Origin of the sequence: Algoriphagus lutimaris, assembly GCF_017051705.1 — a bacterium.
Classification (GTDB): domain Bacteria; phylum Bacteroidota; class Bacteroidia; order Cytophagales; family Cyclobacteriaceae; genus Algoriphagus; species Algoriphagus lutimaris.
In genome coordinates, this window is sequence record NZ_JAFIDJ010000001.1 from 1,078,837 (window position 1) to 1,101,757 (window position 22,921).

A 22,921-nucleotide genomic window follows, 5' to 3' on the forward strand; every position below is an offset into this window, starting at 1 on the left:
AATCTATCTCTGAATCTAATTCTTAATCCATTCAATATGAACTATTCCATCTTACTGATTTTTCTGTTATTCAACATACCCTCAGGATTCAGTCAGTCAAGTCAATTCGACACGACCATTTACGATGTAGTTTTTAGGGAAAACAATGCTGGCTCTTATAAAAAATGGCAAACTACTGATCGGAGTTTTGGATATTACTATACCTACACTGATAGAGGTCGAGGTCCTAAATACAAGGAAGAGATTTCCCTGAACAGTCAGAATTTTATAATCAATCAGCGTATAAAAGGCGTCAACTATTTAAATGTAGCCATCGATGAAAGTTTCTCCAGTAAGGAATCAACTGGACTCAGTAAAAACATGATGGGCACTACTCAAGGCAACTTCAATGGGGATCAACTCTATTTTCGTTATGATGGCTCGCCTGCGATATACGAAGTGCTGGCTCAACTCTTATTGAAATCTGAAACAGGTCAGGTCGATCTCTATCCTCAAGGTACCACTGAAGTAATAAAAAAAATTCCATTTAAACTCTCCAATGGCACTTCAGTCGAATTGTTGGTAATAAAAGGATTAGAACTTGACCCAACTTATATCTGGATAATGGGAGACAAAATGGTTTGTATGATTTCGGGAAATCTACATATCATAAGACAAGATTTGAGTGGAATGCGCCTTGAGATGAAGGCAATACAAGACAATATTGAAGATGAAAGTCTCAAAGAGGTTGCTCAAAATCTAACCCATAAGTTGGATCAAGCGGTCATTCAAAATGTGAATGTGTTTACGCGAGCAGGCACATTACTTTCAAATCAAGATGTTATTGTTGAGGCGGGAAAAATAAAGGCTATTCTCAAAACTGGGGGCGAGGCAATCGAACAGGGGGTAACAATAATTGATGGAACAGGGAAAACCCTTTTACCCGGGATGTTTGACATGCATACCCACAATGATAAATTCAGAGGCATCATGCACTTAGCCGGCGGAGTGACTTCTGTAAGGGATTTAGCAAACAACAAACAGTTGAAAAGCCTGGCAGGGCAATTCGAAAGGAATGAAATTATCGGTCCGAACATTGTCATATACTCGGGAATAATTGATGGTCCTGGGCCTTTTGCCAATCAAAGAAATGTCATCGAAAACCTAGAGGAAGGCATAGCAGAGATTCAAGATTACAAAGACTTAGGGTATCAGCAAATCAAATTATATAGTTCCATAAAGCCTGAATGGGTGCTTCCTTTAGCAGATAAAGCCCATCAACTTGGAATGCGAGTCAGCGGACATATACCTGCTTATATGACGGCAACTCAGGCAATAAATCAAGGATATAATGAGATTCAGCACATCAATATGTTGTTTCTTAATTTTTTATCTGACACGATAGATACTCGAACCCCTTTACGATTCACCATGCCTGCCCAATATGGAGCAGACCTTGACCTTCAATCTCAGGAATATCAAGATTTTGTAAAACTGCTTAAATCCAAAAATATTCTGGTAGACCCTACTGTAGCCATTTTTGAAAACATGTTTGTTTCTCAATTAGGTGAACTTAGTCCCACCTATCAAGCCATTGCAAATAGGTTTCCAATCATTGAACAGCGAAGTTTTTATACAGGAGGGATCCCTAAAGTGGGAGTACAAGTATCCAGATACAAGGAGAGTTTTGAAAAGATGCTAGCAGTAGTTGCTGATTTATTTAGGCAAGGCGTAGCGATTGTTCCTGGAACAGATGGATTACCAGGCTTTTTATATCATAGAGAACTCGAACTTTATGTGAAAGCTGGTATTCCAGCTTTTGAAGTATTGAAAATGGCGACTATTAAATCAGCCGAGATTACTGGTCTGGCAGATAAAGTAGGGGCTATTGAAGTTGGTAAACAGGCTGACCTTATTCTAATAGATGGAAATCCTTTAGCTGAGATTAGCGATATCCGAAAAATCGAATGGACTATGAAGGGTGGAAATCTATATTATAGCAAAGAGCTTTATAACTCCTTAGGGGTAAAAGATTTTAAATAGTATACCGACTTCACATTCGACCTTAGTCTGACGTATTAATTATAAAGATAGAATTCATTTTAATGTTTCGAAACATGAAGCCCCCTTTAAATAATTCCAATAAGGAGTCATTTAAAAACTAGAAAATACTTTTGATCAATATAATTAACGGTACAGGTTTAAAAGCCGAATAGGAAACCCGCTATATTTCATATATTAAACTAGTTATAATGCTTAGTTTTTTATAGATACTAAAGAGTGGTAGAAATATCAGCTTTTGGGGCAAATAATGACTAAATATTGATTAGAAATAACGTCTCCAGTCAAAGATCATACGCATCCCCACATTCCAAACCGGTATTAAATTCGGTGCCTGTTCACCCTCAGGTAAAATAACCGAAGTATTGCGGGGTAAATCCACACCTACCGTAAATTGAATATTCATGCTTGAACTTTGATTTTTGGAAAATGTATGAAAAGGATTGTATTCCAAAACAGGAAAATCAAGTTTTGTGGATGAGTATGACATGTAAACAATACCATCAGGAGTTGGAATTAAAATACCTGTTTCTTTGGCCCCGTAAATAGAAACACCAATCTCTCTTCCCAAGACAAATTGAAATCTTCCTACTGGTGTTGCTATGCCAGATTGCCATGGAATTAAGCCTCCATTTGCTGATGTAACAGCCATTTTAGTTAAGGTTTTAGGAGATGTTAGGGCAAGTATTGGAGCCAAAACCAACATATCTCCTGGAATTAGCCAAAATGGCAATCTAAGCCTAAATGCATAGGCAGATCTGCTTGGGATTGCTGATGGAACAGAACCTTGGGGAATAGTACCTACATTTTCAGAAAACTTATTTGAAGTTGATGCATCTTGTCTAAAACCTCCCTGAATAAAAATCAAGCCATCCCCAGATCTATTTAATACACCATCAAGACCAAGTCCCAGTCTTAGATTGATCTCTAAACCGCCAGAGGCACCAGAGGAATTCTGATTTTCACCAAATCCACCGTGGACCCAACCAGCATTCAAAGAAGATGACACACCATAAAAAACTCCCATTTCGGTTCTGTATCGAGGAATTTCACCCAAGCCCTCCGCCAGACCCGGAACTGGTGTTTTCATCAAAACTTTTGGTAGATAATCATTCCAGTCCTTTTTGGATCTGGCGACCAGTTCTGTTTTATTGACTCTTTGTGGAATCAAAAAATTAGTGCAGACATTCAATGTATCAGGAGTATTATAAGAAGATAGAACATCAGTTTTATAGTCTAATTCCCATTCACCTGTAGCAGCCATAATTAATTGTTCAATGCTCAGTTTTATACTTTCTGCAGCAAATTCTACATCTTCTTGACGCATAAAAGCATCTCCCAATGAAATGAAACGCTTTCCATCCCAGGTTTGAACCTCAAGTCCTTTTTCATTATAGTAATCATGAGTTCCTTTTCGAACTGCAGAAGGTCCCCAAGTACCGGCAACATGTCCAGAGGCATAAGAATCTTCTAAAAAGTGTATTGCGAAAGCTTCGTCTGCAAAAGCAGCAAGTATAAGTTGGGATTTCTCCTGGTCAGAGAGTTTTTCAGATGCGTATCGAGCTGCTTTATTCATTGCAGACATATGAAACCAAGAATAGGCTCCTAAAGCATTCATTGGCTCACCTTTACTCAAACAATCCCTTAGATACTCTTCTACATCCATATCCACCTCTCTACGAGCTAAGAGAAAGTGAACATTATTAGAACTTGCCCGAAGTGCATATTCCTCATCAGCACGTTGAAACCTAATATCTGAATCTCGCAAGGAATTGATTCTTTCACTAAGATTTCTGGATTCATTAATCTTAACCTCCAATTTCGCAGAAATAGATGCCACATTTAGTATCCAATCTGAATTCAAAATTATTTCCATCATGTCCAAAGGAGAGCAGCTATGATCTCCTGCTATTCCAGCCCAAGTAGCAAAATCAATTTGGGTAGGCTCAAGCCCTTGACTTGGATCTATGATGGATTCTGTAAGTCTTTCTGAATTTCCTTTTCTAGCTTCAAACCAGAGTTTATTTAAAGCAATCCTCTTTTCACTGCTTAGTTTTTGGATCGCAAGAAAAGTGATCAACCTGTGCTCTGGGAAAATCCACGCAGTGGCTGGTTGGCAAATGAGAAATATTAAAATTAGAAGAGTACTTCGAAAAAATAATTTTCTCATAATAAAAATGGGATTATTATCTATATACCAATTAATTATACCCAATTTAATATAATTGCAGGGCTAATTAACTGACAATTGTCAGTTGCCAATAAATAATATTAACCTACCTCACTCTTATTTATTCATTGTCATTAAGCGTTATATTTAGAATATTTTGGTTTGAGCAAAGGGATTATTAGTTTAGAATTAAGAAGTAAATAAGTAAAATAAATAGGTATATCTAGGTTCACAGTTGGGAATGAGCGCTAAAGAAATAGTTTCATTTAAGGAATTTGAAGATTTGTTGATCAAAGCAACAAATACGGCAAATGAAGGAATTACTATTAGCTCCATGGACCAACCTGACAGACCTCTTGTTTTCGTAAATGATGGTTTTGAAAGGTTAACAGGATACTCAAAGGAAGATGTTATTGGGAAGAATTGCCGATTCCTGCAAGGAAAGGAGACGGATAAAGCACCAGTAGAAGCCATTCGACAAGCAATCAAAAATGGAGAACAGACTACCGTAGAATTACTCAATTATAAAAAGGATGGAACACCTTTTTGGAACAGGCTATCCATTACTCCACTAAAAGATAAAAATGACGTAACGACTCACTATGTAGGAGTACAGTCTGATATTACTGAATTAAGGGAAACACAGAAAAATCTTAAGGCAGCAAATAAGGATTTAGCCCTTTTTCAGGATAGAATCAACTTTGAATTGGAGGAGGCTAGGAGAGTGCAAAATTTCATTCTTCCATCAGCATTACCTGAAACTGAAAAAATTAGATTTTCCTCAGTTTTTGAACCCATGGATCAGATTGGTGGAGATTTTTATGATGTAATTGAGATTGAAAAAGGAGTCTACGGAATTTTAATTGCTGACGTAACTGGACATGGAATACAGGCAGCATTATTAACATTTATGACCTCATTTGCTTTTAAAAATGCAGCTCTACATACTAGCTCTACAGCCAAAGTAGTCTCAGCAACAAATGAAAAGCTGTACGATAAAATGCCAAGAGGGTCTTTTATTACGATGTTTTATGCGGTCTATAATTCAAATGATAAAACTCTTACATATACCCAAGCGGGACACCCAGAAGGGTATTTGCTTAGACCTAGCTCCAAGGTAGTAACACCTTTGACTTCGGAAAGTCCTCTTGTAGGTGCTTTTAGCGGTGATTCAGTAAACTATAGAGAATCAAAAATTCGGCTGGAAGTCGGGGACAAAATTATTTTATATACGGATGCAATTCTTGAGGTATGGAATAGTGATAATGTCATGTTAAACAAAGAGGACTTCATTTCATTTTTAATTGAAAATTCGAATCAGCCAATACATGATCTTTTGGGAAGAATTAAATCCTTTGGTCTTAACTACAGCGGCCAGAAAACTTTTAAAGACGATTTCACCATGTTAGGATTTGAAATCCTAGGATAAGTATTTTAAAAAAGCCCTTGCTAAGAGCCTTGCAATTTAAGATCTAACTCTTCCTTTTTGACCATGAAAATCAAAATCCATCACGAACCAAGTAAGGAGATGTTGATTCAATCACATCAAATGTCTGTTCCAAAGTTTGATCTCCTGAAGAAAGCTTCACGGTATATTTTCCAGTTTGAATAAACCTTTCGTAGTGAACAAAGTAAGGAGCATCACTGCTTTGCTTTTTCACTACCAAATCCCATCTATATTGGTTAAATCCTTTATTTCCAGTTAAATCTTTCTCCCAGACTAGGTTATTTGACTCATCAAAAATTGAAATAGTTACAGGTTTTATCTGATTGAGCCAAAATGAAAAGGTTGCTTTTTCAACTGTGCGATAATCAGGTTCGCCGCTTGAGGAATTGAACCAAGGTCTAGGAGTAGGATGGATCTCAAAGAAATGGTCTCTAGAAGTTGAGAGATTTTGACTGAGCATTTCATGAATGGGTTGAAGGGTGGTTTTATAAATACCTCGACCATGAGTGGCCACGACCAAATCCATAGTTGGTTCATGAAATTCCAAATCTGCCACTGCTGCAGCAGGCATGCCTTCTCCTAAATAGGACCAGGTTTGTCCACGGTCAATAGAAACATAGACTCCTCTTAATCCTCCCAAATACAGAATATTTTCATTTTTAGGGTCTTCTTTGATCACATTGACTGGCTCATCTGGAAGACCAGAAGCGATGCTTTTCCAGTTTTTTCCATAATCTTCAGAAGCATAAACATAGGCTTTCAAATCATCGTAATTGATTCCGGTCATCGCCATATATACCCGAGAAACTTGATGATGGGAAGGGGAGATGCTTCGAATGTAGTTATTAGCAATTCCGATGGAATTTTCTTCCCAAGTGGCACCTTCATCTTTGGATACCCAAAAAGCCCCATGGTCAGTGCCTGCATACAGCACTTCTTTATTGATGGATGATTGGGCAATATCCCCTGTAGCAAACGATTGCTTTTCAGGATCGGAAGAAATAGCAAAGTTCGGACTTATAGCATCCCAAGAATCTCCACGATCTGTACTTTTCATCAAGTAATTTCCACCATGATACAAGGTCTTATGGTCATATTTTGAGAGGAAATAAGGGGTCATGTAATTAAAAACCAGCGTATCATTTATATCCTCAGGAAGCCTAGGCATAATGGATACAGCTTCATCAACTGATTTATCCAAGCGCATCGCATCTCCATGTTGCCTGCTGTAATAGATAATAGATGGATCCACTGGGTCAATTTGAGTAACACAGCCATCACCACCATCCCAAGGATCAATCCATACATACTTCCAGGGGTCGGGAAATCTCGTGTTTAGTTCCTTCGCGGGACCATAAACTGTGGCGTCATCCTGGGTACCTCCATAAATGGTATAATTTGCCTGATCAATTGTAATATCATAAAATTCACCCGTTGGAATATTGTTATAATGGACCCAAGTCAAACCCTTGTCATAGCTCACATAAAACCCTCCATCATTTCCCAAGGCCAGATGATTGGGATTCGTTGGGTTAATCCATAATTCACATTGATCCAAATGGAGTCCTTGTGCCAAGCTTGGGTTCATCCGGCTTACTTGACCTCCGATGTATGAAAAAGTTTTGCCACCATCCAAACTATGCGCTAAACGAACTCCCAAACAAAAAACTTCTTCATCATTCTCTGGATTCACATACACATCGGTAAAGTACCAACCTATTCCCGGGAAGATTTTGAAAGGTCCCGAATGGGTTTTCGTCCATGTTAGCCCTCCATCTATAGTTTTATACAGTTCTGCGGCTTCATTTCGGGCATTGTTCAAATTATCAATCAGAGCATAAGCTTTATTGGGATTAGTACTGGAAACTGTGAGACCAATTCTGCCGATTTTTGGACCACTGGGCAAACCATTGGTAGCAAGCTCCCAGGTCGAACCACCGTCCATGCTGCGATATACCCCACTATTTTCTCCACTTATCCCCGGATATACTTCCCAAAGGGAAGCATACATAACCTGAGGATTGGAAGCAGAGATCTGAACCTCATTGGCACCGGTCAACTCATCCTTGTACAGCACCTGCTCCCAGGTTTTGCCTCCATCCAAGGTTCGATAAAGACCCCGGTTTTCATTTTTAGTCCAAAGATGACCCAATACAGCTACAAATACGATGTCCGGATTGGTAGGATGAATTTCTATTTCGGAAATGGCCCAAGAATCTTCCAAACCAATATGTTCCCAGGTCTCGCCGGCATCATTCGACCGAAACATCCCTGTTCCGGGTAAGGTAAAATTTCTTGGCTTCTTTAGATTTTCACCTGTACCCAAATAAATGATATTGGGATCCGAGGGAGCTAATTCCATATCCCCAATACCTATTGATGATTGTTCTTCAAAAATGGAATTCCAAGTTACTCCATGATTGGTGGTTTTCCATATACCACCCGAACCAAAGCCCACATACATGGTGCCTGGATTCGTTTCATCTACCTGAACGATATCTGCCCGTGCAGAATTAACAGTAGGACCTAAGGAAATCCAATCTAATTTAAAGGTCGTTTCCTCCTTCATTTGTCGGTAGGTTTCAAAAGAAGCTACCAAAGGAGAAGTGGGCTGTTGAGCAAAATTTCCAGAGGAATAAAGCATGAAAAAAAGCAGAAGGGTGAATTTCACAGGTAGGATCCACTTTTTATTGCTTAAATAATCAGAATAGGGCATAGGTAAAATCTTTTGGGTGTTTGAAAACCAAAACTCTTTGTAAAAGGAATATTAACTTTTTTTATTGAACATCATAAATCTATATCCCCGAATTAAAGGAAAATGTCTTATCTTTTTCAATCCTCATAGTTTGAATTAAACTATTGCTGTCATTTGAAATTACTCCTAACTTACTGACAATGATTACATTTATTTGGATTGCCCTTGCCCTATTAACTTGCTGGTTTTGCATTGCATTAGTAAGGGATTTTTTAAAACATAAAAATCAGTTAGAACCCGTAAGTTGGACCAAGACCTCCATCATTGGATTTGTAGTTAATTTTTTTGATGTGCTGGGCATAGGCGCTTTTGCCCCACAAACAGCCTTGTTGAAATTCACCAAACAAACAGAAGATAAGGTAATGCCAGGGACTTTGAATGTGGCCAATACCCTTCCTGTGCTCTTTCAGGCCTTGATTTTCATTACTATCATAGAAGTAGATGCATGGACACTCATATTAATGTTGGTATCTGCAGCCTTAGGAGCCATTATTGGAGCAGGTGTGGTCTCCAAACTTTCGGAACGTAAGATTCGATTGACTATGGGAGTTGCCTTGTTGATTACCGCAGTGTTTATGATTGCAAGAAACTTGGATTGGATTCAGGGTGGAGGAGATGCCATTGGTCTTCGGGGAGGCAAATTAGCGATCGCAATTATCGGTAACTTTTTCCTAGGTGCTTTGATGACAGCGGGAATTGGGTTGTATGCCCCATGTATGGCCTTGGTTTTTGCCTTGGGGATGTCTCCTCAAGTTGCTTTTCCCATCATGATGGGTTCCTGCGCATTTCTGATGCCACCTGCATCCATCCGATTTATCCGTGAAGACGCTTACAATAAAAAAGCAGCCATTGCCATGGCGATACCGGGAATTGTAGCAGTATTAATCGCAGCCTTACTGGTCAAGTCTTTGCCTTTGGATGTTCTTAAATGGGTCGTGATAGGGGTTATTTTATACACTTCCGCAGTGATGCTGAGAGCAGGATTAGTTCAAAAGGAATTGAGTATGAATTTGGAGGAAAAGTGATTTGGAATTATTCTGAAATTACTATCAGGAAAATGGAATTAGAAGAACTCCAATCTACCTAGACGAATAAAAAAGCTGTATTATATATTACCTGAGGCTAAACAATTCCTTATGGCTATGATAAGCAAAACTACTTTTGGTACTCTATTTTAAGAATCTTCCACACAAAATCACCCATTTTGGTTTTAACTATCACCTCATCCCCAACAGTTTTACCAAGAAGCGATTTTGCCATTGGGGAGTCCATAGAGATATAATTTTTGTTACCTATTAACTCTTCGTAACCAACAATACGAAAACGATTTTGAAGACCTTTCTTTTCGTTTTTAATTTCAACCCAAGCACCAAAATTCACTTTTCCCTCTTGGTTGGGGTGGTAGTCAATAACTTTAAAGTCATCAATACACTTACGCAAATAACGCAGGCGATTATCAATTTCTCGAAGACGTTTTTTGTTGTAATGGTAATCGGCATTTTCTGAACGATCTCCCAAACTTGCGGCCCATGCTACCTTAGCGGTAACGTCTGGACGTTCAACTCGCCACAAATGATCATGTTCTTCTTTTAATTTTTGTAAGCCTTCGGAAGTAATTAATTGTGAGCGATTGAGTTTTGGTAGAGTTGATTCTGGGATTTTTCGCCTCATGATAAATGATCTTACTTTGAAAATTTTCACAAGATAATATAATGATGGGATAGGTTTGTATACTCCTTGTATGGCCTTGGATTTTCCCTTGGAAATGTCTCCTCAAGTTGCTTTTCCTATTGAGATGGGCTCCTGTACATTTCTAATGCCTCACGCATCCATTCGGTATATTCGAGAAGATGGATACCATAAAAAAGCAGCCATTGCCATGGCAATACCGGGAATCGTAGTTATTTTAATCGTAGCTTTTGTGGTTAAACCCTTGCCATTGGATGTTCTTAAATGGGTAGTATTCATTGTTCTATTATACACCTCCTGTGTGATGCTCAGTCCTGGATTGATTCCAAAGGAATTAAGTATGGATTGGGAGGAAAAGTGATTTTGGTATATTCCAGAAAGGCTTTATTCAACCCAAATATTTTTTTAAATTAATTATGAAATGCCTGATTTGATAAAGAAAGCAGCCTCAAGCTACCGTTGGATTCGTAATTCGCTTATTTCCTTTTTTATTGCAAATATCCTTATTCTTATAGGTAAAGATGATTGGATTGGACGGTTTAAGACCCCCTTGCATTATTTGGATATGCTGGTGACATTTCTTAGTGTCTTTATAATTTTAGAAATTATTGATCGAGTAAACCTTTTTCTAAATAAGAAATTTGAATGGACTAAAGAGACTTTTAAGAGGGTGATCTACCAACTTTTATTTGCCATAATAATTCCCGTAATTCTATCCATTCTAATCACTTTTATCCAATGGGAATTTATATGGCATCAGGATCTTTTTAGAGATAATTATTTTAAATATGAGTTTTTTCCTCAGGTTTTACTGATTCTAATTATCAATTTATTTTTTATAGTAATTCATCTTTTTAAAGAAGGAGTTTCAAAGGATAATGAGGCGAATTTATCAAGTTTACCATTTATAATAGGTAGAAAAGGTGTTAAGAAAATTCCGGTGCAGGTGTCTAACGTTTCCTATATCCAATTAAAGCAAGGAATTGTTTACTTAATCACTTTTGAGGGAGAGGAATTTTTTCTCTCAGAAAATCTGGATCATTTCGAGAAAATCTTACCTCCCAGTCATTTTTTTCGAGCGAACAGACAATTTATCATTAGGAGAGAGGCTTGTAAATCATTTGCCTCAGGCACTAATGGGAAAGTAGATGTGACAATTTTTCCTGCTTTAGCAACTATTCAAGTTAGTCAGAAAAGAGCTGCCAATTTCAGAAGTTGGATTAGTACCTAATACTTCATCGACTTCAGCATATTTTTTATCGACTTCGGTGACAAATCATTGATTAAAGCAAACCTAAGAGGTTTTTTATCGATCTTTAATTTAAAACCCAACATTATGAAAACTACTATGAAAACCACAATTCAAAAATGGCTGCTTTTTGCATTAGCCAGTACAACTATTCTTCAATCGTGTAAGGAAAATGAAGACTTATGTTTAAATGGTTCGGGAAGAGTCAATGAATATGATATATCGGTAAACCAGTTTGATAAAATTTCAATTTCAGGTCCAGTTAATCTGAGAATAAAACAGGGGCCTATTCAAAATGTAACGGTGTTTGCAGAACCTGAATTGATGCAACCCATAAAATATAAAGTATCTAATGGAGAACTAGAAATAGGGTATGAAGACAATATCACTTGTTTCAATACAAACTTTGGTGTTTGGATCGCCATTACAGTACCCGATCTTAAAGAGATTATTGCCAATGGCGATAACATCATAGAATCAGACGGTGATCTTGATCTTAATGACCTTTACATCATTACCTCAGGAAAGTCAATGATGAATCTTACAGGTAAGGTAACCTCCCAATCCATATTCAGTTCAGGCCAAATAGTAGTGAATAATTTTAATCTCTTAACACAATCGACCATTCTAGATATTTCCGGTGAAGGGACCTTAGAAGTTTCCTGCGAAACAGAACTAGATATTGAGGTTGACGGACTTGCCACAATTTCCTACAAGGGAAATCCTACCATCACACAAAAGGTAACTGGGTCACTGAATCTTATTGATGCGAATTAATCACAATCGAAAGAATCATGAAAAGGGCTACCACACTTACCTGTTTTCATTTGGATTGGTGGTTTGAAAAATCAGAAATTCGAATCGTACCCCATATTGTTCAGCATATGAAAAAGTATACTTTTCTAATCATCGCATTTTTCTTTACGTCAAGCCTGATAGCCCAAGATGAAAAGCATAATGAGTTCTCCTTGAATTGGGGAATGGGTCAAATCATGAGGCAAGACCAAACAGTGTCGCCTTTTATCCATCAACAGTGGGCGCCCATAAATGTACTGTTGTCTTACAGCCGATCAAAAAAGTTAGATCAGCTAGCTGAGATTAAGTTTAGTTTATATAACCCAAGTATCGTTGATCCTTACAGTTTCAACTCATTTTATAACGGGAATGAAACTGATATAGCGCATAGTTTTAAACTTATAGATTTTAACTATGCACTTGGCAAATCTATTCTAGACAAAAATCAATGGAGGCTCGTAGTAGGAGGAAAATCAAGGAATCAAATTTATTCCTCGGACTACAATTTTGGCCCCACATTGACCCCTTCACCGATGTTTATATCATTTGGACTTGACCTATGGTTAAATCTTAGGTATGCAATTAATGAACAACACTATTTCAATTCCAACCTAGGGCTTCCTTTATTTTCCTATATCTACCGCGCACCCTATGCAGCACAGAATGATGATTATTTTGAAAACATCTATTCTCACAAGGGAATTAAAGAATTTACAAATAGGGTAAAGGATGGAGAATTAGAATCATGGGGAAACTCTCAACGCTTTGACTTTGATCTAAGGTATGGCTACGTCCTTAATGAAAAATGGGATGTCGGGTTAACATATCTATTAGCAATGAATTTCAACCAGTCACCAACTCAATTTACCCAAATTGAGAATGTGTTCTTTATCAGCGGGAAAATTAAATTCTAGAAAAATGAAAAATTATCATATAATCCTTTTTGCTTTTCTTATTCTCTCATTAGTGGGTTGTGAAAATGCCTTTTTCGAACCAGAGCCAGCCAATAATCCAGAAAATATATTTGAAAATTTATGGAGCACATTTAATTCGGAATATGCGCCGTTTGAAGAAAGGGGAGTGGATTGGGACCAACAATACGACATTCATCGGCCTCAGGTAAAACCCTCTACTTCGAATGAAGAATTGATAACCATCATTAAAAGCATGCTCCGATCACTGGATGATGGTCACGTATCATTTACTACACCAAATTCTGATGTCTTTTATTCCAACTATTTAATTGATCAAAGAATAGATGATGAATTGTTCGATCTAGAACTTATTAAAAACAATTACCTGCAAAACGATTTCTTGAAAAGTGGAAACGGCTTAAATACTTATGGTTGGCTTGGAAATGTAGGTTATTGGCATATCAAAGCAATTGGCATTAATATGTTTGACATTAATAGCATCCTTGACTACTTCGCTTCTGCTGACGGGTTAATTGTAGATATGAGACACAGTTCAGGTGGAAATTTCACTTATGCATTTTCTGAATTTGGAAGGCTTACTGATGAAAAACGTTTAGTTTTTAGTTCAAAAACAAAAAATGGCCCAGGTAAAAATGACTATACTGAATTATACGAGTGGAGTGTGTATCCAAAAGGAAAATATTTTAACAAACCCATTGTTTTAATTACCGACAGATATACAATTAGTGCTAGTGAAAGGGCAGCAATGGCTTTTAAAGTTCTTCCGAATGTTACGCATCTTGGAGACACCACCAATGGTGCAATTGCTACTAAAATTGGCAAGGAACTGGCCAATGGATGGTATTACTCTCTGGTGACACAAAAAACGTATTTTAATGATGGGAACACATTTGAAGGTGTTGGAATACCTCCGGAGATTTATGTTAAGAATACAAGTTCTGAAATGGCTGTTGGCCAGGACAAAACCCTAGAGCAAGCTTTGGGGATTTTTTAAAAACTTTTTCAGTTAAATACGCTACAGACTATTTAAATCACTGAATATCAAATATATTGAATAATAAACATTCAAATAAATCATATGAAGTTGATAGAAAATTTAAATAAACCAATAGGGTCAGTTATTTATAGCGTAACAGAAAATGAAATACGTGCAGTTTGGAACTTTATTAATAAGAACGGTGAAAAAACCTTCGGTAGGGGATATGGGAAAAGGGTATCAACCTATGATGTTGAAAAAGCTTTTGTAGGGAAGTTTGAAATTACTTATACAGATCAAAACAGTATTAAAAATTCCTATTTATTAGAGATAACCTTTGATGAAGCCAATTATGAACTAGCTTGGAAAAACAGTGATGGTAAAACCTTGCTTTCAGGTATTGGAATTGAGAACGGCTTAATACTCGCTGCAGGATGGAATTGAATAGTAATTCTATTTTTTTTTCCTTGTTGATTATTACTTAACAAGGCCATGGTTAAGTATTCCGAATATTTCTAAAATAGAATATCAATAAATCCGAAACAGTGTCCCATAAGCATCGTGAATTGCTCCTTAATTCCCAATAGAGTCTGTTGATTCAAAATAGAAACTAGTTCGCTTTTTCTTGGAATTCCCTATCTCATTCATAGTATCTGCATCGTATATCCGTCCGTTGAGGATTACAAAAACCACTTGATCGGAATCCCTAATATCATTCAGTACATCTCCATCGATCACAGCTAAGTCTGCCAATTTTCCAACTTTAATAGAACCCAAATTCTTATCTAAACCAAGATGGCTTGCAGGGACAATGGTTGCGGCACGCAGAGCTTCCATTGGAGTCATTCCTCCTTGTTGCATCATCCACATTTCCCAGTGAGCCGCAAGCCCTTCCCGTTGACCATGACCTCCAATTGCCACCATGATATTGAGATCCTTCATTTCTTTGACTGTTTTGACTACATTGAAATGATTGTAGTGGTGATTAGGTGCCATCATTCTTCGCATTGAACGAGGCGCAAGAATATCTTGAGGTACAAACTTGCTCAATTTCGGGTGCTTCCAAACATCTGTATTGGCATACCAATAATGTTCCCCAGAAATCCCCCCAAATGAAACCACCAAGGTAGGAACTGAAGCTGCTTGAGTTTGGCTCCAAAACTGATATACATCCTCATAAAGCTTAGCTAAGGCAACAGAGTGTTCAATGGATGAGGCGCCATCAGCAATTTTCCCTAGATCTTGCTGAAGTAATGCCCCTCCTTCAGAAAGCACCATCATTTCATACTCTGCTGCGGCTTCGATAATTTGCTGGTATTGTTCTCTTCTCGGGTGATGATGCATCTTAATAGCAAAGGCTCCCACACGCTTTAATCTATCCATATGAAAGCGTGCATCGTCTATTCCATTCACAAAAGCCGTATGTCCTGGTTCATAGGCACCATACAAGGACATTCCCGTCGAAAAAATCCGAGGGGATAGGATGTTCCCAGCTTTTTGCATTTCTGCAGCTCCAAAAACTTCTTCAGTAAAAGTGTTTGGGTTAAACATCGTTGTAACTCCAAAGGCTAGGGTACCATAGGCACTCCAGTTTTGCTGGGGAATTATACCGTTGGTTCCATTGGGCTGATGGGCATGAGTATCTATGATGCCTGGAATCACTGTTTTCCCTTTTAAATCAATTACAGTTGCATTTTTTGGAATTATCACTTCTGCCTTTTTTCCAACTGCTATGATGTGATTGCCTTCAATCAAGACCACACCATCTTGAATCACTTCATCAGCTTCCATGGTAACCACTCTTCCGCCTACCAATGCCAGAACTCCATCTGGTTTATTTATGGGTTGAGAAAAACTGATGTACGTTTCCCTAATTTCTTTCTGGTTTTCAGTTGATTTACTATAAAGATTTGGTCCGAGGTTCCAGTGGATTTCGTTGTTCATTAGACTAAAACTAATGTTAGTTCCAGCCAAAACAGACCATGTTTTTACCTGAGGTAAGGAATCTGCATCCGTTATGATTATTGGCTGCTCTGATTCTAAAAAAGGAAGGCTTTTGACCCGATAATGCTCCACAAAAGCTAGTTCTTTGCCAGTAGGAGCCATTTTAAATTCAGTCGCATACTTAATAGTATAAAGCGTCTTGAAATTCTCTCCGTCCAAATCAACCCGGGCTAAACTAGGCATTTCACCATCCAATTGGAGGTAAATACGGTCATTTCGATCAGCAAAATGAGGCGAACGTCCTTTTGAGGTAATAAATTTTGGAGTACCACCCTCAGAAGAAACTTGGTAAATACCAGTTGATAAATTGTATTCTGGGTTCAGCATGCTCTCATCTTTAAACTTGCGGAACACCACGGTCTTCCCATCAGGTGAGAAAGCAGGTTCTGTATATTTCCCCGGCAAATTCAGGAGATTTTTTCGCTCTCCATCAATTAAGGTAATCACTTGGATTCCGCCTTGTTCTTGATCATTCCAAGTACTGTAAACAATCTTTTTCCCATCGCTTGAAAAACTTGGAGCATATTCAAAATGGGAATTTTGTTGAGTAAGTCGTCTAGGTTTTCCATTGGGTAAATCCATCAAATAAAGATAGCCAAGTGCCTCATAAACAGCTTGTTTTCCATCAGGAGAGACGGCTACATGATGAAGCATTTTCACTTCAAAATTCTCTTCATCAATGTTTTTTGTAAACCGAAGTGTTTTATTCTGGATTTTTTCTCTCTTTACTTCAAACGGAATAACTGTTGAAACTTTTGATTCGATCTGAATCAAATTGATTTGACCATTGGCCCAAAAAAGGATACCATTATCATCTGGAGTCCAAGACATAGCAGGATAAACACCATGAATGGCCCAGGCAGCTTGTTTGTCTCGATCCAGTCGGTGAAATATTGCGGTTTTCTTCCCCGTCTTTAAATCATAAACGAACAAAGTGCTTTGAAAATCAACTCTAGAAATATAAGCCAATTTGGATCCATCATGTGAAAGGGTAGGGCGGATAGCTCCACCTCGACCACTTAGCACTACTTCAATTTCTCCAGTTTGAAAATCCAAGCGCTTTATCGCATAAATTCCTTTTTCGCTGTCTTTTGAATATTCGAAAAAATCTCCAGGAGTCACGTCTTGAGAATAATATACATAACGACCATCTGGAGAATACGCTGGTTCACCCATATCCTTTTGTTGGTTAGGCCGAGAGGTTAACTTTCTTCCTTCTCCTCCAGATGAAGGATAAACCCAGATCTCTCCAGCTCCCAAAGATCTGGTTCCTGTAAAATGCTTTCTCACAGCAATGGATTTACCATCTGGACTCCAAGCAGGGGAGTTGACCATCCGAAAAGTCTCTGAAGAAACAGCACGCTTATTTCCTCCATCCAAATCCATAATCCAAATATTTTCGCCACCGCCTTCATCTGAAGTAAAAACAATGTGTTTACCATCAGGACTGAAAGATGGCTGCATTTGCCAAGCTAAATCTGAAGTCAAAGGTGTACCAATGCCACCGCTTGCAGGAATAGAATAGATATCTCCGAGGAGATCAAATACGATCAGTGAACCATCAGGACTGATGTCGAGATTCATCCATGTGCCTTCGTTCACATGGATCTCAGCAAGACTAGCATCACGTCTTATAGTTTCAACATTCCAATTAGGAGTGGTAGCTTGAAAACTAGACTGTGCATAGGTACCAAGGGTTATAATTTGTAATAATAAAAGAATAATTATGGACCTGGCTGAAAAATAGATAAGTGTCATTTGAAAGAGCAATGATAAAATTCGGTAGAAGAAACTTTGAGCGACTATAGATTGTACTGGATCATTTTCAAACCTAGAAATTGTCGGTTATAGCAATGAGCGAGCAAAATAATTATAATAAAAACAAAACAGTTGGTTCTATGAATGAAACCTAATTAAAATATATAAATATGTTATATAATTTATATTATGTTAAATAGTAATTGAAAGATCTGTTCCATTAGACTTTATACTGCTTATATTCAATTTCCAAGTGATTTCCCCGTACCACCACCCCAATTCCAAAACTGGGTTGAAAATTGCTATAAATACAGCTCAAGGATTGAAATGATTGATTTTTTGAAATTGCAGGAACCTCTAATCTTGGGTTTTCCATGGTATCTTTGACAAGCACTTGGTCAAGTGGAAATGTCAAACCTTTCCCAACTAATTTTATATAGGCCTCTTTGATACACCATAACCTGAAAAAAGCATCAGCCTTAACTCTTCCTGTGGAATTTCGAATCAATGAGATTTCATCAGAAGCAAAAAAATGATTAGAGATGAGCTCTGCTTCAATCTCATCATTTAATGATTCTATATCGACCCCTATTTCAGCTTCTCTAGAGAAACCATATAGCACGCAATCCTTAGAATGTGATATATTAAAAAAGATTTTAGTTTTAGGATTTGCTACATATGGTTTTCCAAGATTGGAATAATCTATAACCATTTCATTAGGTTTTATGTCAAGATACTCAGAAAGCAGTTTTCTAAGAATGCTTCTCCTTTTAATGAACTTAATTTTTAGCTCAGGACGAACAAAACGATCTGCACGTTCCAATTCTTCTCTTGCAAGATCCCTCCCATCTTCTTCAGGAATTTTGTCCAGTCTGGCAAGCCATAAATCAACTTTCATGAATTTATAGTTTTCTATTTGTCATCCCATTTTTTGAGATTCCTTACGATTGCCTTATTTAGTTGACCTGTATACGGTTCTCTCATCAATTTTAAATGTGGACCTAGAATCTTCTCTCGATCCACGATATTTAATAAGGGGTCCCATTCATAGGTATGTTTAAATTCCCTGGGTGTGGTTATAAGTAAGGTGTCACAAGCTATTTTTTCAGGCTTATAAGAAAGAATATACTTTTTCAATAAGCCTGTATCTTGGATCAATACCGGCGGATTAGAATCCTTTATTACCTTTTTTCGAACTTTTTCCAGCAATTGGCCAGGTTTCTTCCAGTAGTCCAAATAGGTAAATAGCTTTTTATAACCTCCTTTTCCAAAGGTCCTGGATTTATCAAAAAACAGCGGAGGATCGATCATGATCAAATTTACTTGCTCCCCTACTTCTAGCAATTGTCTGGCAATCTCGAAGGCAACTACATTCCCGATTGAATAGGATAAAATGCGGTAGGGGCCTTTGGATTGAATCAATCTAATATCTTCTAAACATAGACTTGCTATCTCTTCAATATTCCTAGGTATTGAAGTCTTGATCAATTCAGGACTCACCGACAAAATGCCATAAACCGGGTATTCAGCGGGCATATGCCTTGTCAATTGGCTATAAACTGTTTCGTAATAAAATTCACTATGAATACAGAAAAGGGGTGATTTTCTCCCGGTTGTTTTAATAGGTATCACCCTTTTAATATTTTTTGACTCAAATTCAACTAAACTACTAATAGATAGGATTTTCTTTGAAATATCCTGAATTGAGTCATTTATATGGATCGGCTCCTTAAAAGTAAATTTGGAGCTCAGCTCTTTCTCAACCTGTCTCCACTCATAATCCGAACCTCCATTTTTTTGGAAACTATCCTTCACCCCAATTAATTTTTGATTGAGATAGGTTTCCCAAACCTTTAAAACCTCAAGTTCTAGCGTGTTTACCGGTCTCTGATACGCTTCATGATGAATAGACTTGACTAGCGATTCCACTGTAGAATAACGTAAAAATTGAGCTGGCGTAACCTTAATCCCAATGTCTCTGCATCTTGCGATGATTCGAATGCTTTGGAGCGAATTTCCACCCAACTCATAAAAATCTTTATTGACAGGAACTTCCTCCTCTCCCATTACATCGGCCCAAATCCCTGCAACTTGCCGCTCTAAATACGAAGAAGGAACTTTTGGTGCAGCAATTGATGCCTTTGGCTTAGCTAGCGCAATTCCCTTTAAAGCATTCAAATCTACTTTTCCGTTTGGCAGCAAAGGAAATTCATTCAAAGTGAGAATTAAATCCGGAACCATGTATCGGGGTAAATTTTGACGGAAAAATTCCCCCATCTCCTCTTCTTTTAAATTAGCATCCGATTTAATAGCTAAAATTATTTGAGCTTCTGATTCTCCACTTACAATTGCTAAGGCCGAACTAACTTTTGGATAGCGTTGGGCTAAATCTTGAATCTCAGTCAATTCTACTCGGTGCCCTCGGATTTTTACTTGATTGTCCTCTCTCCCAAGGTATTCCAGTAACCCATCTTTTTGTATTCGAACCAAGTCTCCCGTCCTATAAACCCTATCCCATTCATCAGAAAATGGGTTTTTCAGGAATTTAACAGCTGTCTCACTTTCCGATAAATAGCCTTTTGTCAGTCCAGCACCAGCAATGCAAAGTTCTCCGGGAATACCGATAGGACTTAATTTCTGATTTGAATCAAGAACATAGGCTAAGGTATTCGATGTAGCTAAACCTATAGGAACTCGATGAAAAGAATCCCCAGCCTTTAGTTCCTGAACAGTACACCAAACAGTCCCCTCTGTTGGGCCATATTCGTTAAAAAGACGTGTATTTGGAAGCTTGTCAAAGTGCGTTTTTATCAATTCGTTTGGAAATTCTTCCCCTGCTAAAATTACTCCCCTTAGAGAATCCCAGGTTCTATCATTTCCTTGCAATAGAGCCTGATAAAGGGATGGAAGCATCAGCGTGTGACTGACTTCTTCACGCGCAAGAATTGCAGAAAGAGCAGCTGTGTCTAAGGTCTCATTTTGTTGGGTGATAATGAGTTTACCTCCCGAGCACAAAGACCAAAAAATTCCAGCCACAGAACTGTCAAAAGAAAAAGAGGATACCAATAAGAATGAGGTTGGCGACTCTTTATAATAGCTTTTTCTAGCTGCCACAGAAGAGTATAAATTATCATGGCTAACCAATACACCTTTGGGTTTATTAGTACTACCAGAGGTGAAAATAAGGTAAGCATTTTCGCCAATATTATTTATTTTATCTAATTGATTATCAATGTTTTGATTGTATTCAAGTGAATCTATTTCTATTATTTTAAACTTTTCTTTAACAGACTCTTTAGAATCAACTAAATGACGATGAGTCAAGAGATACTTAGCCCCTGATTCTTTTAGGTATTGGAGAATCCTTTGGTCCGGATAGTCAGGATCCAATGGCAAATAAGCTCCTCCAAATCTTAAGATGGCAAGAATTGAAACCAGAAAATCCACGGACCTTTCCATAAAGATTCCTATAGGTTGATTTGGGTCAGCTGAATTCTCTTTTAACTCTTGCGCAATTATTTGACTTCTCTTATCTAGTTCTCCATAAGTAATTCGCTCCAAACCGCAGACTGCAGCAATTTGATCTTTGTTTTTAGTTAGGTTTTCAAAAATCTCAGTGAGAACAGTCTGGTTACTTTCTGGGCGAAACTCATGACCAAGACCTGAAATTAGATATTGATTCTCTTCCTCGGAAATAAGAGAATAAGAGTCAATCTCTAGGTTTGGATTATCGCATATGTTTTCTAAAAGTGTCGCAAAATGCTGACTCAAACGCTCCGCAAACACAGGACTAAATAAATCCGTACTAATTTCTATTCCAATTTGATAAGCATTGGCTTTTAGACCAAAATGATGCAGCGTCAAATCAAATTTAGAAACCTCTAAATCCAACACTTCAAAATCTACCGAAAGACCATGGTTTTCAAAAGGATTCTCCCCAGCGGAATGCCCCACAAACATGGCTTGAAATAAAGGATTGTAGCTTTGATCTTTTGTTGTTTGTGAATTACTTACCAAATCCTCATAACTCGGTTTTTCGGAAGAAATGGCCTCTAAAACATCATTTTTGATTTCTTTAATCAGCTCAGGAAACAATTTATGTTTTTCCAGATTAGTCTCAATTACCTGCGTATCTACAAAATACCCAACCATGGATTTAAACTCTTCTTTATCTCTATTGAAGACTGGTATTCCTACCGTTACCTCTTCACTTTTTGCATACCGACCAAGCAAAACCTGAAAGCATGCAAGGAAAAGGTTAAAGTCCGTAGTTTGAAAATCTCTGACGAGCTTCGCTACTTTATCAGTTAATTTTTTTGGCAAGGCAAACCGAATTAAACTGCCTTGGTAACTTGGACTAGCCGGCCTTGGAAAATCCAGCGGTAGATCTAAAAATGAATCCGTACGCGTAGTAAATGAATTGGAAATAAACTCGGATTTGGGAAGTTCTTTTTGCCAGGAGGTATAATCCTGATATTGCAGCTCATTTTCAGGTACTGAGAAGTTTGATTGTTGATGATTATTGGAAATCTCAGCATAAAAATCAGCAAAATCTTCCCTCAAAATACCCATGGACCAGGCATCAATTATGATATGATGGAAGGTGATCCCTATCAAATATTGGTTATTAAGATCACAAACCCCCAACCGAATCAAAGGATCTGTTTCTAGCCTAAAAGCTTTGCTAGCTAGATTTTTAAGCCAGATTCTGGCATTTGATTCATGCTGTATATCATATGCAACATGAAGATCAAAGCTCTTTTCCTGTCGAAAAACCATCACAGGTTCCTCTTGGAATACGACATAATTGCTTGCTAAAATCTGATGCTTGGCAACTAAGCATTCCAAGGCTTTTGTAAAAACACCTTGATCAAAAGAGGATCCTTGAAAATTCCAGATCTCTGAATAATTATATACAGGGCTTTCAGGATTCTTTTGATAGACGAACCAAAGGCGCCGTTGAGCTACAGAAAGTGGATAATGGTCTGATAAGTTAGCTTTGGGAATTCGCTCCTCTGCTAAATTTTCAGATCCTCGATCCTGTTCGTTAAAATTAAGCCACTGATCAAGAAGATCATCAGAATTTCCTTCCATACTCTAATC

The 22,921-nt window shown here is 37.7% G+C and carries 15 protein-coding genes; 9 read left to right on the forward strand and 6 right to left on the reverse strand.

All coding sequences use genetic code 11. From position 1 onward, the window contains the following. Window positions 1-36 precede the first annotated feature (36 nt). Window positions 37-2,022 carry an amidohydrolase family protein gene (locus JYB62_RS04425; protein WP_205644214.1) on the forward strand — a complete coding sequence of 662 codons (1,986 nt, stop codon included), beginning with the start codon at window positions 37-39 and terminating at the stop codon, window positions 2,020-2,022. A gap of 283 nt (window positions 2,023-2,305) precedes the next feature. Here the strand turns inward: JYB62_RS04425 and JYB62_RS04430 are convergent, their stop codons facing one another. Beyond that, entirely contained in the window at window positions 2,306-4,210 is a 1,905-nt protein-coding gene (locus JYB62_RS04430; RefSeq protein WP_205644215.1) for a hypothetical protein, read from the reverse strand. Window positions 4,211-4,451: 241 nt separating this feature from the next. Here JYB62_RS04430 and JYB62_RS04435 point away from each other — a divergent pair, with 241 nt between their 5' ends. Further along, complete coding sequence (locus tag JYB62_RS04435; RefSeq protein WP_205644216.1) at window positions 4,452-5,639, forward strand: PP2C family protein-serine/threonine phosphatase; 1,188 nt, start codon at window positions 4,452-4,454, stop codon at window positions 5,637-5,639. A 70-nt stretch (window positions 5,640-5,709) separates the two neighbouring features. Here JYB62_RS04435 and JYB62_RS04440 read toward each other — a convergent pair whose 3' ends face one another. Beyond that, on the reverse strand, window positions 5,710-8,301 hold the full coding sequence (locus JYB62_RS04440; RefSeq protein WP_205644217.1) for a WD40/YVTN/BNR-like repeat-containing protein: 2,592 nt from the start codon (window positions 8,299-8,301) through the stop codon (window positions 5,710-5,712). Between the two features lie 251 nt (window positions 8,302-8,552). Here JYB62_RS04440 and JYB62_RS04445 point away from each other — a divergent pair, with 251 nt between their 5' ends. Beyond that, window positions 8,553-9,437 carry a sulfite exporter TauE/SafE family protein gene (locus JYB62_RS04445; protein ID WP_205644218.1) on the forward strand — a complete coding sequence of 295 codons (885 nt, stop codon included), beginning with the start codon at window positions 8,553-8,555 and terminating at the stop codon, window positions 9,435-9,437. A 130-nt stretch (window positions 9,438-9,567) separates the two neighbouring features. On the opposite strand, the gene greB is transcribed toward JYB62_RS04445, so the two are convergent. Next, complete coding sequence (greB, locus tag JYB62_RS04450; protein ID WP_205644219.1) at window positions 9,568-10,083, reverse strand: transcription elongation factor GreB; 516 nt, start codon at window positions 10,081-10,083, stop codon at window positions 9,568-9,570. 55 nt (window positions 10,084-10,138) lie between these two features. On the opposite strand from greB, the gene JYB62_RS04455 reads away from it, so the two are divergent. From JYB62_RS04455 to JYB62_RS04480, 6 genes are all read left to right on the forward strand, one after another. Then, window positions 10,139-10,462, forward strand: coding sequence for a sulfite exporter TauE/SafE family protein (locus JYB62_RS04455; protein WP_262897655.1), 324 nt, complete (start codon window positions 10,139-10,141; stop codon window positions 10,460-10,462). A 60-nt stretch (window positions 10,463-10,522) separates the two neighbouring features. Beyond that, entirely contained in the window at window positions 10,523-11,332 is an 810-nt protein-coding gene (locus JYB62_RS04460) for a LytTR family DNA-binding domain-containing protein (protein WP_205644221.1), read from the forward strand. Window positions 11,333-11,437: 105 nt separating this feature from the next. Beyond that, window positions 11,438-12,127, forward strand: coding sequence for a GIN domain-containing protein (locus tag JYB62_RS04465; protein ID WP_205644222.1), 690 nt, complete (start codon window positions 11,438-11,440; stop codon window positions 12,125-12,127). Window positions 12,128-12,144: 17 nt separating this feature from the next. Next, window positions 12,145-13,059 (forward strand): hypothetical protein, encoded by a 915-nt coding sequence (locus JYB62_RS04470; protein WP_205644223.1) that lies wholly within the window; start codon window positions 12,145-12,147, stop codon window positions 13,057-13,059. Window positions 13,060-13,063: 4 nt separating this feature from the next. Then, entirely contained in the window at window positions 13,064-14,074 is a 1,011-nt protein-coding gene (locus JYB62_RS04475) for a S41 family peptidase (RefSeq protein ID WP_205644224.1), read from the forward strand. Window positions 14,075-14,158: 84 nt separating this feature from the next. Continuing rightward, window positions 14,159-14,500, forward strand: a complete 342-nt coding sequence (locus JYB62_RS04480) for a hypothetical protein (protein WP_205644225.1) — start codon at window positions 14,159-14,161, stop codon at window positions 14,498-14,500. Window positions 14,501-14,629: 129 nt separating this feature from the next. On the opposite strand, the gene JYB62_RS04485 is transcribed toward JYB62_RS04480, so the two are convergent. From JYB62_RS04485 to JYB62_RS04495, 3 genes are all read right to left on the reverse strand, one after another. Next, complete coding sequence (locus tag JYB62_RS04485) at window positions 14,630-17,818, reverse strand: amidohydrolase family protein (protein WP_205644226.1); 3,189 nt, start codon at window positions 17,816-17,818, stop codon at window positions 14,630-14,632. Between the two features lie 220 nt (window positions 17,819-18,038). Further along, window positions 18,039-18,716: a 4'-phosphopantetheinyl transferase family protein gene (locus JYB62_RS04490; RefSeq protein WP_205644227.1), complete on the reverse strand. Its 678-nt coding sequence runs from the start codon at window positions 18,714-18,716 to the stop codon at window positions 18,039-18,041. 14 nt (window positions 18,717-18,730) lie between these two features. After that, a complete protein-coding gene (locus tag JYB62_RS04495) occupies window positions 18,731-22,912 on the reverse strand; it encodes a non-ribosomal peptide synthetase (protein WP_205644228.1) in 4,182 nt (1,393 codons plus the stop codon). Window positions 22,913-22,921: the final 9 nt, after the last annotated feature.

Coding starts and splice junctions, on each gene's coding strand:
- JYB62_RS04445 (WP_205644218.1), top strand. CDS start 8,553: ATGATTACATTTATTTGGATTGCCCTTGCCCTATTAACTTGCTGGTTT.
- greB (WP_205644219.1), bottom strand. CDS start 10,083: ATGAGGCGAAAAATCCCAGAATCAACTCTACCAAAACTCAATCGCTCA.
- JYB62_RS04430 (WP_205644215.1), bottom strand. CDS start 4,210: ATGAGAAAATTATTTTTTCGAAGTACTCTTCTAATTTTAATATTTCTC.
- JYB62_RS04435 (WP_205644216.1), top strand. CDS start 4,452: ATGAGCGCTAAAGAAATAGTTTCATTTAAGGAATTTGAAGATTTGTTG.
- JYB62_RS04440 (WP_205644217.1), bottom strand. CDS start 8,301: ATGCTTTATTCCTCTGGAAATTTTGCTCAACAGCCCACTTCTCCTTTG.
- JYB62_RS04480 (WP_205644225.1), top strand. CDS start 14,159: ATGAAGTTGATAGAAAATTTAAATAAACCAATAGGGTCAGTTATTTAT.
- JYB62_RS04465 (WP_205644222.1), top strand. CDS start 11,438: ATGAAAACTACTATGAAAACCACAATTCAAAAATGGCTGCTTTTTGCA.
- JYB62_RS04460 (WP_205644221.1), top strand. CDS start 10,523: ATGCCTGATTTGATAAAGAAAGCAGCCTCAAGCTACCGTTGGATTCGT.
- JYB62_RS04495 (WP_205644228.1), bottom strand. CDS start 22,912: ATGGAAGGAAATTCTGATGATCTTCTTGATCAGTGGCTTAATTTTAAC.
- JYB62_RS04490 (WP_205644227.1), bottom strand. CDS start 18,716: ATGAAAGTTGATTTATGGCTTGCCAGACTGGACAAAATTCCTGAAGAA.
- JYB62_RS04425 (WP_205644214.1), top strand. CDS start 37: ATGAACTATTCCATCTTACTGATTTTTCTGTTATTCAACATACCCTCA.
- JYB62_RS04470 (WP_205644223.1), top strand. CDS start 12,145: ATGAAAAGGGCTACCACACTTACCTGTTTTCATTTGGATTGGTGGTTT.
- JYB62_RS04485 (WP_205644226.1), bottom strand. CDS start 17,818: ATGACACTTATCTATTTTTCAGCCAGGTCCATAATTATTCTTTTATTA.
- JYB62_RS04475 (WP_205644224.1), top strand. CDS start 13,064: ATGAAAAATTATCATATAATCCTTTTTGCTTTTCTTATTCTCTCATTA.